The organism is Wolbachia endosymbiont (group A) of Cydia splendana (assembly GCF_947179475.1).
In the GTDB taxonomy this organism is placed as follows: domain Bacteria; phylum Pseudomonadota; class Alphaproteobacteria; order Rickettsiales; family Anaplasmataceae; genus Wolbachia; species Wolbachia pipientis.
This window is the reverse complement of the sequence record NZ_CAMXBP010000001.1, coordinates 486190-501497: the sequence shown is the minus strand read 5'-3', so window position 1 is coordinate 501497 and position 15308 is coordinate 486190. Positions and strand designations below refer to the sequence as shown.

16 protein-coding genes and 3 pseudogenes are annotated in these 15308 nt (G+C 34.4%); 8 read left to right on the top strand and 11 right to left on the bottom strand.

Going from position 1 to position 15308, the window contains the following annotated elements; genetic code table 11:
• The first annotated feature begins 375 nt into the window (after positions 1 to 375).
• Positions 376 to 1462: pseudogene (locus tag OM961_RS07555) on the top strand (IS3 family transposase).
• 199 nt (positions 1463 to 1661) lie between these two features.
• Entirely contained in the window at positions 1662 to 2987 is a 1326-nt protein-coding gene (locus OM961_RS02390) for an IS4 family transposase (RefSeq protein WP_264339118.1), read from the top strand.
• 350 nt (positions 2988 to 3337) lie between these two features.
• Here OM961_RS02390 and OM961_RS02385 read toward each other — a convergent pair whose 3' ends face one another.
• The 5 genes and pseudogenes from OM961_RS02385 to OM961_RS02365 form a co-directional block, all read right to left on the bottom strand.
• Positions 3338 to 4114, bottom strand: a complete 777-nt coding sequence (locus OM961_RS02385; RefSeq protein WP_264339289.1) for a hypothetical protein — start codon at positions 4112 to 4114, stop codon at positions 3338 to 3340.
• A gap of 65 nt (positions 4115 to 4179) precedes the next feature.
• On the bottom strand, positions 4180 to 4569 hold the full coding sequence (locus tag OM961_RS02380) for a phage tail protein (protein WP_264339288.1): 390 nt from the start codon (positions 4567 to 4569) through the stop codon (positions 4180 to 4182).
• Positions 4544 to 4953: pseudogene (locus OM961_RS07330) on the bottom strand (DUF3168 domain-containing protein). Before OM961_RS07330 ends, OM961_RS02380 begins: the two are co-directional and overlap by 26 nt.
• A gap of 187 nt (positions 4954 to 5140) precedes the next feature.
• On the bottom strand, positions 5141 to 5689 hold the full coding sequence (locus OM961_RS02370; RefSeq protein ID WP_264339285.1) for a head-tail connector protein: 549 nt from the start codon (positions 5687 to 5689) through the stop codon (positions 5141 to 5143).
• Positions 5690 to 5825: 136 nt separating this feature from the next.
• Entirely contained in the window at positions 5826 to 6137 is a 312-nt protein-coding gene (locus tag OM961_RS02365) for an ECH_0659 family protein (protein WP_007548422.1), read from the bottom strand.
• Between the two features lie 23 nt (positions 6138 to 6160).
• Between OM961_RS02365 and OM961_RS02360 the strand changes: the two genes are divergently transcribed.
• Together OM961_RS02360 and OM961_RS02355 are read left to right on the top strand one after the other, a co-directional pair.
• A complete protein-coding gene (locus OM961_RS02360; protein ID WP_264339284.1) occupies positions 6161 to 6304 on the top strand; it encodes a hypothetical protein in 144 nt (47 codons plus the stop codon).
• 251 nt (positions 6305 to 6555) lie between these two features.
• Complete coding sequence (locus tag OM961_RS02355) at positions 6556 to 6687, top strand: hypothetical protein (protein ID WP_264339283.1); 132 nt, start codon at positions 6556 to 6558, stop codon at positions 6685 to 6687.
• Between the two features lie 79 nt (positions 6688 to 6766).
• Here the strand turns inward: OM961_RS02355 and OM961_RS02350 are convergent, their stop codons facing one another.
• From OM961_RS02350 to OM961_RS02330, 5 genes are all read right to left on the bottom strand, one after another.
• On the bottom strand, positions 6767 to 7915 hold the full coding sequence (locus OM961_RS02350; protein WP_264339585.1) for an ankyrin repeat domain-containing protein: 1149 nt from the start codon (positions 7913 to 7915) through the stop codon (positions 6767 to 6769).
• Between the two features lie 69 nt (positions 7916 to 7984).
• Complete coding sequence (locus OM961_RS02345; RefSeq protein ID WP_264339282.1) at positions 7985 to 8878, bottom strand: ankyrin repeat domain-containing protein; 894 nt, start codon at positions 8876 to 8878, stop codon at positions 7985 to 7987.
• 868 nt (positions 8879 to 9746) lie between these two features.
• Positions 9747 to 10325, bottom strand: coding sequence for an RlmE family RNA methyltransferase (locus tag OM961_RS02340; protein WP_015588787.1), 579 nt, complete (start codon positions 10323 to 10325; stop codon positions 9747 to 9749).
• A gap of 76 nt (positions 10326 to 10401) precedes the next feature.
• On the bottom strand, positions 10402 to 10977 hold the full coding sequence (locus OM961_RS02335) for a PopZ family protein (protein WP_010082598.1): 576 nt from the start codon (positions 10975 to 10977) through the stop codon (positions 10402 to 10404).
• A gap of 19 nt (positions 10978 to 10996) precedes the next feature.
• Positions 10997 to 12232, bottom strand: coding sequence for a TolC family protein (locus OM961_RS02330; RefSeq protein WP_264339280.1), 1236 nt, complete (start codon positions 12230 to 12232; stop codon positions 10997 to 10999).
• Between the two features lie 132 nt (positions 12233 to 12364).
• Between OM961_RS02330 and rplM the strand changes: the two genes are divergently transcribed.
• The 3 genes from rplM (at position 12365) to OM961_RS02315 (ending at position 13747) form a co-directional block, all read left to right on the top strand.
• A complete protein-coding gene (gene rplM, locus OM961_RS02325) occupies positions 12365 to 12823 on the top strand; it encodes a 50S ribosomal protein L13 (RefSeq protein WP_253302273.1) in 459 nt (152 codons plus the stop codon).
• A 10-nt stretch (positions 12824 to 12833) separates the two neighbouring features.
• Positions 12834 to 13289, top strand: a complete 456-nt coding sequence (gene rpsI, locus OM961_RS02320) for a 30S ribosomal protein S9 (RefSeq protein WP_006279875.1) — start codon at positions 12834 to 12836, stop codon at positions 13287 to 13289.
• 146 nt (positions 13290 to 13435) lie between these two features.
• Complete coding sequence (locus tag OM961_RS02315; protein WP_006279876.1) at positions 13436 to 13747, top strand: HU family DNA-binding protein; 312 nt, start codon at positions 13436 to 13438, stop codon at positions 13745 to 13747.
• On the opposite strand, the gene OM961_RS02310 is transcribed toward OM961_RS02315, so the two are convergent.
• A complete protein-coding gene (locus OM961_RS02310; RefSeq protein WP_006279877.1) occupies positions 13740 to 14447 on the bottom strand; it encodes a pyridoxine 5'-phosphate synthase in 708 nt (235 codons plus the stop codon). The genes OM961_RS02315 and OM961_RS02310 overlap by 8 nt on opposite strands.
• Before the next feature lie 136 nt (positions 14448 to 14583).
• Here OM961_RS02310 and OM961_RS07550 point away from each other — a divergent pair.
• Positions 14584 to 15291: pseudogene (locus OM961_RS07550) on the top strand (IS3 family transposase); the annotation flags it as partial.
• Between the last annotated feature and the right edge of the window lie 17 nt (positions 15292 to 15308).

The following is a 15308-nucleotide window of genomic DNA, read 5'->3' as shown; positions in this document are numbered from 1 at the left end:
TCCCAGTGCCTCCCTCCCCTGTCATCCAAGTAGCTTGACACTTGTATCTTTATGATGTGAGGCATTAGAGCTAAAATACCTCACAGGGAGGGTGAAGCTGATGCAACGCTAATGCCATTAAGGCCGAATCCCAGATTTTGCTTCCCTCCCATAGAGTTATAGCTCTTCTCATAATAATCCCAATAAGGTAAGAATGGATTTATGGTAGAGGGGTTTGTATGCCAGCAGCGTATAGTTACGACTTAAGGAAAAAAGCAATGGAAGCATTGGATGAAGGAGAAAGTAGAGCAACTGTTGCCAAGTGACCTTACCCAGAAAAAGTGGAGAGAAAGAAAGGAGTTTTTTCGGGTAAAATAAAATTTTGGAGGATTAGAAATGGTAAGAGAATATACGGCAGAATTCAAATTGGAAGCTGTTAAGCTGGCAAATGAACAAAGAAAGGTAGGTCAACCAGTTGCAAAAGTAGCAAGAGATCTAGGAATAAGGGATAGTGTATTAGGAAAATGGATGAAGAAATATAACGAAAAAAAGTCAGCGGCAAATGCATTTCCAGGTAGAGGTAACATGGCTCCTTACGACAAAGAGAGGTTTGATTTACAAAGCAAGAGTAACAAGGGAAAGAGACATTTAAAAAAAAGCCCTGGCCAGTCAAAAAGAGTAAAATATTTTTTTATATAGTAACTGCTATAAAGTACAGGAATTATGTAGGATTTTCTGCTAGTGGCTACTATAAGTGGACCACAAGAAAAATAAGCAGTAGAGAATCAGCAAATAAAGAGCTACTCGCAGCTATTCAAAAAATATATCAAGTTTCTAAATGTAGATATGGAGCTCCTAAAATTCATGCTGAATTGAAGGCTTTGGGTAAAAGTTGCAACTTAAAAACAGTGCAAAGTATTATGCAGAAAAATGGTATTCAGGCTATATTGAGAAGAAAATTTAAAATTAAGAAACAACAAACGGACAGTAGCTCCCAATATATTAGACCAAAACTTTATTGTCGATCAACCAAATAAAGTATGGGATTACTTATATAAAAACCAAAGAAGGATGGCTATATTTGGCAACAATAATCGATCTATATTCACGCATGGTAGTTAATGAGCAGTTCAATAAATAAACAATTGGTTATGGACTCTTTATTAATGGCCGTTAACAAGCGTAAACCTGCCAAAAATCTACTATTACATAGTGATCAAGGTTCACAATATACTTCGCAAGGTTATCAATATCTCTTATCCATAAAAAACATAGATGAGTTATAAAGGTTGTTGTTACGACAATTCTGTTGTGGAAAGCTTCTTCAGTTCTCTAAAAAGGGAGTTACCAATAGACACCTCTCGGCACTCTAAACAGCATATCAAAACTGCTATATTTGAATATATAGAAATTTTTTATAACAAACAACGTCACTATTAACTATTGCATTCCTGAGCATTTTGATTCATCATTCTCTTTGTGAAAAACATTCCAAACTTTCTCTCCACTTTTTCTGGGTAAGGTCAGTCAAAACTCCATTTTTTTTATATCAATTTATTACTTTTTTTTCGGTTTGACACACTTTTTTGAACCATACGCGTCAAGTTAAGGAAATAAAGGTATGAAAGAGATAGAATAATAAGGTATAAGTTCTCCCAGATATACTTTTAGTGAGAGAACCAATGAATAAAATAACTTGCTTATCAAAAAAGCTCAAAGAATTTTTTAATGAAAAAGCAGAGAAAATCTCAATTACAACAAGGTTTATAAAAAGAAAGAGAAAGCTAAAAGGTTCATCATTCGTAAAAGCCATGGTCTTGGGTAATATAGGAGTTGATAATTGTAGCGTAGAAACAATGTGTCAATTACTAAACGAGGACTCGATAGATATAACAAAACAAGGTTTGGATTTTAGATTTACTGAAGAAGCAGTGGAATTTATGAAAAGGATGTATAATGAATCTGTGATTCTCTTTAAAAATATCTTGCAAGTTGATTGCAAAATCTTACAGCAATTTAATAGTGTTAAATTATTGGACAGTAGCTATATTACTCTACCTAACAGTATGGAAGAGATGTATAAAGGTTATGGTACTAGCTACAGTGGCTATGAAAGCAATACTAAGTCTGGAATAAAGTTACAATTAGTTTTCGACTACATGAATCAGATAATAGACCAACTTAATTTAACGGAGGGGGTAAGATCAGACCAGGGATATAGGAAACATTTAAGTAATATATTAAGCAATGATTTGCTAATATCTGATCTCGGTTATTTTGTGCCAAGTTCTTTTAAACAAATCAATGAAATAGGAGCTTATTTCATAAGTCGTTATAAATCCGATACCAACATATATGATGTAGAAACAAATCAAAAAATGGAGTTATTAGAATGTTTAGAGGATAAGTTATTTTTAGAAAACGAGGTATTGTTAGGAAAAGAAGCAAAAATTAGAGTAAGAATTATATGTCAGAAACTAACTGAAGAACAGTCTATGGCCAGAAGAAGGAAAGCTAATAGATTAGCAAGATCGCAGGGATATACATCCTCTAAAAGAAATCAAAAATTGTTGAACTGGTCAATATTTATAACTAATGTTCCAGAAAATAAAATTAGTGCTGAGCAAGTATTAACGATTTACAGAGTAAGGTGGCAAATTGAGTTATTATTTAAATTGTATAAAAGCCATATCAGGCTTGATAAGCTAAAAGGAAAGCCATGCAGAGTATTATGTGAACTATATGCTAAATTGTGCGCAATTCTTATATTTCACGGCATAGTTGGTTGCACAGAAGTGAAAAAGAATACAGAACTTAGCTTAACAAAGGCATTTATTGAGCTAAAAAGGCGGGTTAGAGAGTTATTTTTAGTATTAACCAAAATTAATAGTTTAAAAGCATTTCTTAAAAAACTCACTATAACTTGGTCGCGATTTTCATTAAAAGACAAACGTAGAAGGGCTAGAGTATCCACTTTAACCTCTCTAAATTTGCTCACAATCTCTTAACTTGACGCGTATGGTTGGCTAGACTTTGCCTAAGTTGGATTTTCACCAACTGTATTCTAAACGCTTACTTGGCGCACCCATAACAAAAATGCCTGAAAAACGTTAATAATTATATACTATTATTAATAATTATTCAACCATATTTTAAGCTTACAATTTTGAGCTTAACTGACGCTTATGGATAGGGGCAACTCTATCACCCTGTGTTATGTTTATTTTCTAACGGACGCTGATTTTTGTATCGTAATTTCTTGCTATAAATTGGTTATATAAGAGCTGGCTTCTAAAATTTTATAACCCTAATTTGAATTAACAGACAGTAGAATCGAAAGATTATTACAAGGAGAAATCTACACAGATCGACCCTTTTGTGAATCTGCGTTTCTGCTTTCTTCAACTTGTTTTGCAAAAGATGTTTCCTGTTTCTGAAGTGGTTTAGCAATTTCGCGCACAATGGCAGTAACTGCTGTTAAAAATGTTTTTAACAATGCACCTAAAACTCCACCAACTGCTTCCCTGCCATGTATATGAGCTTGCTTTTCGTTACCGTCAGCAGTTTCCCCTGCCCTCCTTCTTGGATCCATCCTATGAGCAATCACCGAAAACAACACTCCCCTGATTGAAGACTTCACTCGTTTCTTTGCTTCATCATCATGTGTTGTTTCATGTCCATGACTTAAGTGTTTAGCGTTCATTAACTCCTTCTGTTGCTGGGCAAACATGCTACTTAACACTTCTTCTATTGCTTGCTTCCTTCTTTTCTCTCTAACTCTTTTCATAGATTCTGATTTATCGCGAGTATGCTTTGTGGTTTCAAATTCTGCATCAATATCTTCGGACGCAGCCTGACTATATAAAGTCTCTATGAGCCTATCTATACTTCGCTTTATTTGCATAGTCCTTTCGTAACTATCTAAATTGTCAATTCCTTCGTCGATCTGATTTAGAATATCCTCAAAAGCTTTTAAATATTCTTGAATATACTGTATTATGTATTGCTTATCTTCCTCTTTGTGTTGTTCTTCTTGATTTTGCTGATTTTCATTTTCTAAACTTCTCTCTCTTTTATCATCGTTATTTTCTTCAATATTATCACCGTCTTCCTCGAAAAGGTCTTTGTCGTTCATGATTTTTTTTAATTTAGTTAAAATTCTCACCAGTTACTATTGTATATGAAAAAATTAAATTAACATTAATGAAAAGCGTTTACAACTTCAGCACTAGTTAAAACGACAGTAAAACTGTCAAAAGTAACAGGATCATAATACCTCCCATACAATTCAACTGAACACCTAAGCCTGATTTTTTCCTTAGTGTTAAAACTAATTTCATAATCATTATTAGAGTTTAATATAGCAGAATTACGTAATAATTCATCAGCTAATACAGAGTCTAAAATTCCATTAATTTTTATCGTAATATGTCTGCTTCCAGCAGAATCCAATACTTTTCTCCAGCCAAAAGAAGAAATATCTTTTACCTCTTCTCTGTTATTACGCAAAGTAAACCTTAGGTTTCGTATATTATTTAACACAATAAAATTATTGTCATGATCTTTAATTTTTAGCTGTAATTTGCTCATTATCACCTCCTTTTATTAAAATATCAAAATTAATTGTTGAATGTAAAATTTCATCGTGCTGATCCATAGCACAATTACTTTCTAAAATGACCTCATTATTAAAATCTTCAATGCTCTTAAGTATCAAGTTAATATGCCTTATAATGGCAAACATACTGTTTATATGATAAGTATATATGTCGCATGAAAACTTGCCTTTGTAGCAAAATTGGACAGCATATGCAGGTTGCTATAATTCACTGCGCGCAATCTCAAGTAAGGAATGGTGACCTGTTTAGGTAAGTAGTCATAAATGTTAGTAACATATTTTCTTAAATCAGAATTTGCTTTTAGTGCTTCATAAACGCTATTGTACAACTCGTTTATAGCTTGAATTTTTTCCATGATTAACCCTCAAAAGATATATAGAAACTCGTCATCCCGCTGCTTGTTAGCGGGATCTATGTTAAGAGATACCGCGAATGAATCGCGGTATGACGATAAGGTTTATACCTCGTCATCCCGCTACTTGTTAGCGGGATCTATCCGTAACGGTATGACGTAGTAGCCCAGTTTGGATGACAAGAAAGAGCTACAACACAACCTTTGGTTCGCGAAACGGAGAATAAACCTTCTTCACTTCAGATAAATGGCTACTTACCTCCGATTCACGATTTTTGTAAAGAGCAGAAACATGCCGCATAATACCTAGTTTTATCTGCTCAGGAACATTGTCATAACCAGCTTCGTATACAACATCAACTCTTATTGCATTCAAACAATTGAAAAACTCAACGTAGCCCCCTACATCACTAAAATAATACTTAAGTGTTCTCTTCTCTTGATTTTTAGACATCATTGCAGTAGCCAATACTATCTTACTCACAGGGCCATAGCTTAAATAGATCCTACGAGGTACATAATCTTCATATGAAACTTGCCATGTTTGCTTTACTAGTGACTTTTCCATATGCCATTCAGCGTAATCAGTTGCCATAAAAATTAGATCTGAAATCAACTTATCATCCTGGTCGTTCTCAATACGTAAAAAAGATTTAACCTCTTCTAAAGTAACTGGAAAAGATTCAGGCTTAGATTTACGTTGCACAGATATTCTTGGTGAAGTCGATCTTATTGACATAATAACCCTCCTTTTTGATATAGCTAGAATAAGTAAGGTTTACCTCGTGACAGCATGGGGCAAATCTTACTTACTTTAGCTATGCAGCTTGCATGCAACATTAAGTTAAATTGGCGCAGCAACAACTCTGAGTGCTTTATCGTATGAATATATTAAGAAGAGAACGTATTAAAGCTGTTTCTCCTTTTTTGTTGATAAAATTTGAACTTATAGCATATTCAACTAGGCTGGATTTTAGTAGATTGACATTTTGAGAATGAATATTGTTGAAGATGGAGTTTAACTCTTTAGCAAGCAGACTGCGAAATTTCTGCACACTGTCATATGCGATGTTCTCAAGTTCATGTGCAAATTTATCTTGAGCTATAGTTGTTATATCTTCAATTTCCTTATTAAACTCCTCTAGCTTTTTTTCGTTATTTTTAAAATTTTTCGTAAAAGTTTTCATATCAATTAAACTCAACTACTATTATGATTATAATGACAATGAAAAACTACCGAAGTAAAAAATTCACACTACTGTGTAACTTGCAAATACTTTTACGCGCTAGGGCTATAGGTGTTATCCCAGCTCGTCATGCAAGTCATACGCGTCAAGTTAAGGAAATATCGTGAAATATAGCAACATTTGAGATGGGCATTTTATTTGTTACATTTATTTTTTTAGGGAGTTCTTATCTAGAAGAAGATAATTTTTTCAGAAGAATCTATAAATTAATAACTTTATTACTTAATATATAAAATAGTTTTTTCGTTTCCTTTCTTCCTTATACCACTTTTCCTTAACTTGACGCGTATGGTCATGCAAGTAGCCTCCTTTTCCTGTCATCCCAGTAGCTGACACTGGTTTACTTTACGATGATGTCATGAAAGTAGCTTTCCATCCAAAAGGGCAGTGCCCAGACACTGGGATCCAGAAAACTTCAAGTAAATGTACAATAAGAACTAGATCCCAGTGTCTGGGCACTGGGATGACAAAAAAAGGAGCACAAGGATGACATCATCCTTTTTGGGGATTCCAGTGCAGCTACTTGCATCTGCCACCTGCAAACTGCAATGTTCGTACAGATGTAGGTGCTAAGTTTTACAAACACCACGTTGTGCTGAACCTATATCCACTTCTTTCAATTCAGTGGTAGGAGCGATGGGTTTTGATATTGTGTATGTAATGCCACCAGCTATCAATGCAGATACCACAGAAGCTGCAACTATTAATAGAACAGACAATCCGGAAGCAATACTAAGAGCAGCACCTACTGCTAACATAGCTGCAAGACTCGCATAGGCAACTTTTAAGGAAAATTGTCTTTTTCCTACTTTTTCTAGCGACACTTCATTTGTTTTAGTTTTGCCCAGTTCACCCTCAAGTGGTGTGTTTTCATTCTCCAGACTTCTTATTTTTTGTGTTAGTGATTCATTCTCTTTATTGAATTGTTTCAACTTAGTCTCATGTCTAGCTATACAACTTTTTGATTCTTCTAGTTCCTTTTGCGTTTTTTCTAACAACGCTTCTGCTTTAGAATACTGACTTTCTGTTTTGTCTAATTTATCCTTAAGCGTTGCTTTTTCACTTTCTAGATCTTGTATTTGTTGTTTTAGCAATTCATTTTTTTTCTGCTCATCCTTTAGCTGAGTACGTAATTCTTTTAACTTAGCTTTACGTTTTTCAACCTTTTCTGCTTTTTCTGGAGTTTCCATTGCGTTGTGTGTTTTGGAATGGGAAGAAGTACTAGATACAACCTCAGATGGCTGATCACACATACTGTTTAGTCTATCTATTACTAAGCCTTCATCCTTTATCAATGAGCGATCTGCTCCATATTTTATCAAAAGTTTTGCTAATTCTTTATTGTCATTTGCAACAGCAAAATATAAAGGGGTATGTCCATCTTTATCTTGTGCATTAATATTTGCTTTACGTTTTATCAAAAGTTTTACTGATTCTTTAGCGCTTTTTGCAGCAGCATAGTGTAAAGGGGTCACGCCATCTTTATCTTGTGCATCAACACCTGCTCCATTATCTATTAGATATTCTCCAATCTCTACATAACCATATGTAGCAGCATAATGTAAAGGGGTCAGTCCATCTTTATCTTGTGCATCAACATTTGCTCCATCATCTATTAGATACTTTGCAGTCTTTACATCACCATTTGCAGCAGCATGGTGTAAAGGAGTCATTCCATTTTCATCTCGTGTATTGTGTTTTTCTAACTCTTTACCGATGTCTTCTGTGGAAGTATTTATTCCACTGTCGCTACTATTACTTTCATCAATAGTCGAATCTAAAAAGGTCTATTCACCATTATATGTAGCACCGTATTGTTCCGAATGTTGATTATGACCGGTTTGTTCTATGCGCTTCTGATTATTGGCAAGTCTTTGTTCTACCTCTTGCAACTTTTGCTCCACAGCATTTCTTTCTCTTAGAGCCTGTTCTCTTTCTAATGTATCATCTACTTTGTCTGTATTGTTTTCATTAATGATTGAGTTTGAAGAAGTCTGTTCATCCTCATCTTGTACATAGATTTTTCTGTTGTTTGGTGTAGTTCCGTTGTTCTCTTCCTGATCTCTTGCATTACATGCTTGCACTGCAGCAGTTGCGTTATTTCCGTTCACAGCTAAATTTCCTGGAGTTTTATTATTAGGCTGCGGTAAAGTGCCTTGTCTATTTTGTCTTCTCGTAGCTCCTGCCTCAGCATAACGTTGTTCTCCTTCCTCTAACATTTCTATTATAGCCTTTTTACCTTTTACATCACCGACAATATCCCTTGGAGTTCGGCCTTGACTATCTTTTAGTAAAAGATTTGCGTCATTATTCAATAAAAGCTGAACTATCTCTTGATGACCATGCAAAGCAGCAATGTGCAAAGCAGTTAATTGAGACTTAGCTCCATCAAGTTCATATATTGGTTCATTAACTTTTACTCCCTTTGCTAGTAGGAGTTTTACTATTGGTACACTGTTACATTCCACAGCAAGATGTAACAATGTATAAGTTACAATTTTGTATGAATCTGATACACGGAACATCTTATCTATCTTCAAATTGTTATAAGTGCTATATACTATTGAGTCTGCATCTTTTAGCTCACTTCCTATTCTTTCAAGTAAATTATTCTCATTTAAACCTTCACTCTTGCTTACCTCATTTATTATTTCAAAAAACTTTTCCTTTTTTATTGCCATAACCTTTCCTCTCAATTTATTTATTATTGCTGAACAGTCTCACAAAAAAGTTAAGTTTGTCGAAATTCCATGTTTGATCTAAAAATTAGTCATAAACATTTTCTATGCAAGTAGCTGACACTGGTTCATTCTATAATGGTGTCACAGCAGTCCTACATCATGCCACCGCGAACCGTCATACCGCGATTCATTCGCGGTATCTCATCCGCTAACAAGTAGCAGAATGACAGCAGTCCTACGTCATACCGCCGCGGCGCTAACAAGAGATCCCGCTAACAAGCAGCGGGATGACGAGCTTATCTTCATGCCGCCACGAACCGTCATACCGCCGCGTTATCTCCAGATCCCGCTGGGATGACGATTGTCGTTTAGCTATAAATATTTAAGAAATTTACCAAATAAAAAAAAAGGCAAAAGAAGCCCTGGGGTTATTATCTGCTTTAAAATATTGGCGTTTTTTATGTTTTAAACGCTTGACAAGCAAGATTTAGCTGCTTTTAATTGCAACTAACCTACGCTGCAAATGTTTAAGAAATTTACTAAGCAGAAAAAAAGACAAAGAATCCCCGAGTTAGCTAGTCTTTTACTATCTCTGTCGAGTATTGGCATTTTTTGATGTCTTGTAACGCTTTATAAGCGCGTTCAGCTTATTTAGATAAAAATCTAGATGTAGATGAAGTTTTGTAAAGACATACAGTATCTATATACTGCAAAAAATTGAACATAAGACGCCGATACATTAAGTAATCCTTACCTTTTAATCTGCAGATTGGCGAAAGCAAATACAATAGCTTCAGTTTCATGATAAGGGGGCTGGCGGAGTTTGTCAAGGAAGTTTTTTCGTTTCTGTGGGCTACCTGGATTAATATTATATAGAAAGTCTGCTGCCAATAAAGCCTAAACTTACCAAATACATTTCTGTAGATTCAGATCTACTTGACTTTGGTTTAAAGTATTTTACTGTTTTAAACATTTTTTTTAGCTCGTTACAAAAATCTTTATCAGATTCTCCTTGGAAAATTTTTACTACAAACGTGCCACCATGGCTCAAGAAATGCTTTGCAAAATTGAGCGCTGCCTCACATAAAAGCATAATTCTGATATGATCCAACGATTTTAAACCACAAGATTCGGGCGCCATGTCAGATAAAATTACATCAAATTTTTGATCCTTGAATTTTTCTCTTAAAATTTCAAACTCATTGATAATATCACATTGTATAAACTCTACTCCATTAATTGCGTTCATTGGTTTTATGTCAAGAGCAACCACATTTGCACCTTTCTGAGATGCAACTTGTGACCATCCACCAGGAGAAGCACCAAGATCAATAATTTTTTGCCCTTCTTGGAATAATTTAAATTTGTTATCCATTTCTACCAGCTTATATGCTGAGCGTGACCTATAACCATCCTTGCTAGTTTTTTGCACATACTGATCATTCAAATGACGATGTAGCCACCTTGTTGAAGATAGTTTTCTGCCTCTAGCCGTCTTTACTCTAGTTTTTATTGCTAATACCCTACTTATTATTGATTATATCTTTAAGCTCTTTTTCAACTACTTCTTTTACCAGTGCATGTAGATATTTATTCAGCCATTCTGAGAGCTGAGGTTTTAAAAGAGATGTAACTAATTCTTCAACAGTAAGGTTCGCTTTTTTTTGTTGTTTATGCTGTAATTCGTTTTGCATTTTTCCAAGCAACGCTTTGATCTCTTCCATATTCTCTTTTAAAATTAGATGATCGTTATTTTGCGCTTGTAAGCCGCTATTACTCGCTTTGTTATTACTCATTTGGATATTATCGTACAAATAAATATCTTTTTTTTCTTCTGAATTGTAGCTATGGCCATTAAATTGGTTATTGTTGCAAGCCATTTCCTCACTTTGGTCATCATTATCAATGTCCTCTTTTTCATTATTTTCTTTTTTGCCATCTTCTTCTATTTCTTCTGGATACTCTTCCTCAAGGTATAGCACATCATCATTTTCATCCTTTATTTCTGCTTTATCGTTACTCGCGTTTTTACCCGATATAGCTTTTTTTATATCTTCTAGGATATCTTTTACAGATTGATTGCCTTGTTCATCATGCATAGTGCTAATACCATTAAATTTAGAGGTCTATACTATTTATCATAAAAAGCAAGTTGTAAACACTAATCACATAATTGCTTTTTGCTTCAACTAAGTCTGAACGTGCTTTAAATAATGCATCTTCAGTGTCCAAAAGGTCAGATGTACTCTTTAAATTTAAGTTTACTTCTTGCTCAACTCCTTCCAATGCTAGAGCTGCTGCTTTTTCCGCTTCTTGACTTGCTTTGATAATGGCCTTTGCTGTCAACACATTATTCCAAGCATTTACAACTGCTTGTTCTATATTTTTTACCGTTTCATAATAATCGTAGGTAGATTTTTTTGCATCCATTTTAGCTTTACTGACACCAAAAGCATTAACTCCTCTCTTAAAGATTGGAACATCAAGAGTAAAAACTACATGAACATTTTCTAATAGTTTGTCTACCTTCATACCATCCTCCCCAAAATTTTTGCTTGCACTTAGATTTAAAGAAGGAAGCCACTTGGAGCTTTCAGCAATCACTTCCATTCCGGCTGCTCTTTTTTGATAAACTGCTGCTTTTAGAGATAAATTATTGGTTTTTGCTAACTGTAAACATTCATTTAGCTCTGGAACAGAAGGTAGTTTATCATTAGCTTCAGAAAGGTCATCAGCATCTTCGCCAATCAAATGATAATAAGCAATATTTACCAACTTTAATTTACCTTCAGCATCAACTCTTTCGGATATAGAAGACGAAAATTTTGCTTTTGCTAACAAAACTTCAGCATTGGTTACCTCTCCAAGGGAAAAGCGTTTTTTCATAGCTGACAAATGTTCCAAAGAAACGCGTTCTTTATGTTCTCTGAGCTTTAATATTTCTGTCTTTTGTAAAACATTAACATATGCTTTCACAGCATTAAGTGCAAGCTCTTGTTTTAATTGCTGAAATCGCATCTTTTCTGCTTTGAGAAGATGGCTTGATCGACTGAATGTGGCAAAGGTACCACCGCCATCTATTATCCTTTGGCTTAATATCAGGCGTTTTCCAGAGCCTTGTGAATTGTTAATAATATTAAAATTACTATCAAAATTGTATTGCAAACTAATGTCAGGTAAAAATCCAGCTAACCCAGAAGATTTATAGTGTTTTTCTGCGCTTTTATATTGGTAAAATTGAGACTTTATTTTTGAGCTATTTTTGATGGCTTTGCTTATCACTTCTCCCACATCGGTTGCATAGCAACTTATAGTACCAAAAATGATCGCAAGTGTGATAATCAATCGAAACATTCTACTTCCTGTGCATATTGGTTGCGCAGCTCAATTACTAACATAAATTACTTTAATAATCAATAACTAATATTGTTGACACTATTGAGAAATTAAGTATATAGTAGCTTACTATTGTTTAGTTAAATTACAATGAAAACTTTTTTCTTAAAAGAGAAACAAATCGACAAAAAATGGTTTGTCATAGATGCAGAAGGATTAGTGGTAGGAAGGCTCGCAGCATTTGTAGCGACACTATTACGTGGAAAGCATAAACCTGAGTATACACCTCATATGGATTGTGGCGATAATGTAATTATTATCAACGCAGAAAAGGTGCATTTCACCGGAAAGAAGCTTAAAGATAAAATTTACTATAAGCATACAGGTTATTCTGGTGGTTTGAAGAAAACTACTCCAGATAATATTTTAAATGGCAAATTTCCTGAGCGTGTAATAGAAATGGCAGTGAAAAGGATGCTTGATGATGGGCCTATGGCACGTAGACGCTTTGAAAATTTGTATGTTTATTCTGGTTCAGAACATAAGCATCAAGGACAGCAACCTGAAAAGATAGATTTTGCCTCTTTGAATCGTAAAAATAAAAAGTAATGGAGTAAAAATGAAGAGTTCTACAATAAATAACAATGATTGGTCAGAAAAGACAATTAAATCAGCAGTTGATTCGCTTGGTCGTTTATATGCTACAGGCCGAAGAAAAGAATCTGTAGCAAGAGTATGGATAAAGCCGGGGAGTGGAAAATTTAGTGTTAACAAAAAAGGCGATCTAATTTCTTATTTTAAAAGAGAGTCAGTGTGCCAAATAGTAAAAATGCCATTTGTTGCAACTTCCACATTGGATAAATACGATGTATTTGCAACTGTAAAAGGTGGAGGGCTATCTGGTCAAGCAGGTGCTCTAGCTCATGGAATAAGCAGAGCTTTAAGTAGTGTAAGCCAAGATTTGCATTCTATACTACGTAATGGTGAGTTCTTAACTAGAGATTCACGTGTTGTTGAACGTAAGAAATATGGTCAACATAAAGCTCGGAAAAAGTGTCAATTTTCTAAGAGATAGTTATTTTATAGGGGTGTTTTTTTGTAAGTATTATACAAATATTTGCAAAAATGTATGATATCCTCTATTTTTGTGATGAATTTAGTTGACTATCGGTGTCAACATAATATGCTATTTATGTGATTTTTTCAATATTAAGGTAATTTATGAGTAAAGAAGATATAATAAAACAATTAAAGGAAGATTGTTCTAGTCAGAATATAGATATAACAAAATCTGATTTGAGCAAGATTCATGATGCGTTTATTAAAATAATAAAGAATGAGCTGCATGGGAAAGGTGAAATACGTTTGCATGGAATAGGAACATTTTCTACTGCTATCAGTCAGGAAAAACAATGTCGTAACCCCCAAAGTGGTGAGATCATGACTGTTCCTAAAAAGACAAGGGTAAAATTTAAAGCAAGCCAAACTCTTTTAAGTATTTTAAATGAGAAGGAAAAAGCAGCAGTTAGTTAGACATTGTCATTTTCATTGTTTTTACTACGCTGTGTAAGCCGTAAAATACAGCTTCGCTAATTAAATAGTGGCCTATGTTAAGAGCTGAGATGTGAGGTATTCTTGTCATCTTCTTAGCGTGTTTATAAGTTATGCCATGTCCTGCATGGCATTCTATTCCTAATTTATTGACGTACTCTGCAGCATTAGTAATTAACTGTAACTTTTTTTCTGATGGATTATCACAGTAATCCCCTGTGTGAATTTCTATTATGTCAGGTTTTGTCCCTAGCTTTTCAAGATATTTTAGTTGATCAATATTTGGATCGATAAACAGTGAGACTTTTATGCTAGAGCTATGCATTTCCTCTATTATACTAGAAAGTTTACTGTGCATATTCACGATATCCAGGCCACCTTCGGTTGTTAATTCTTCTCTTTTTTCTGGTACTATACTAATCGAATAGGGTTTTACCTTTTTTGCTATTTCAAGCATTTCTTCCGTGGCTGCAATTTCAAGATTTAACTCAGTGCTAATGCTTTTTTTTAGGTTAAATACGTCTTCATCTCTAATATGCCTTCTATCTTCTCGTAAGTGTACAGTAATAAAGTCTGCTCCAGCGTCAATGGCTATTTCTGCTGCTTTCAATGGATCTGGATAAGAAGTTCCGCGTGCGTTGCGGAGGGTTGCAACGTGATCGATATTAACACCTAGTTTCACAATCTACCTCAGAAATTATTTATAGATTATACATGTTATTAGGTTTTTTGCATAGTCATTGTTTGACCTTACCCAGAAAAAGTGGAGAGAAAGAAAAGAGTTTTTTTGGGTAAAATAAAATTTTGGAGGATTAGAAATGGTAAGAGAATATACAGCAGAATTCAAATTGGAAGCTGTTAAACTGGCAAATGAACAAAGAAAGGTAGGTCAACCAGTTGCAAAAGTAGCAAGAGATCTAGGAATAAGGGATAGTGTATTAGGAAAATGGATGAAGAAATATAACGAAAAAAAGTCAGCGGCAAATGCATTTCCAGATGTAGCACCTTATGACAAAGAGAGGTTTGATTTACAAAGCAAGAGTAACAAGGGAAAGAGACATTTAAAAAAAAGCCCTGGCCAGTCAAAAAGAGTAAAATATTTTTTTATATAGTAACTGCTATAAAGTACAGGAATTATGTAGGATTTTCTGCTAGTGGCTACTATAAGTGGACCACAAGAAAAATAAGCAGTAGAGAATCAGCAAATAAAGAGCTACTCGAAGCTATTCAAAAAATATATCAAGTTTCTAAATGTAGATATGGAGCTCCTAAAATTCATGCTGAATTGAAGGCTTTGGGTAAAAGTTGCAATTTGAAAACGGTGCAAAGTATTATGCAGAAAAATGACATCAGGGCTATACTGAAAAGAAAGTTTAAAATTAAAAAACAACAAACAGATAATAGAGCTGTAGCTCCCAATATACTAGATCAAAACTTTATTGTTGATCAACCAAATAAAGTATGGGATTACTTACATCAAAACCAAGGAGGGATGGCTATATTTGGCAGCAATAATTCTCACGTATGGTAGTTAATCTTACTA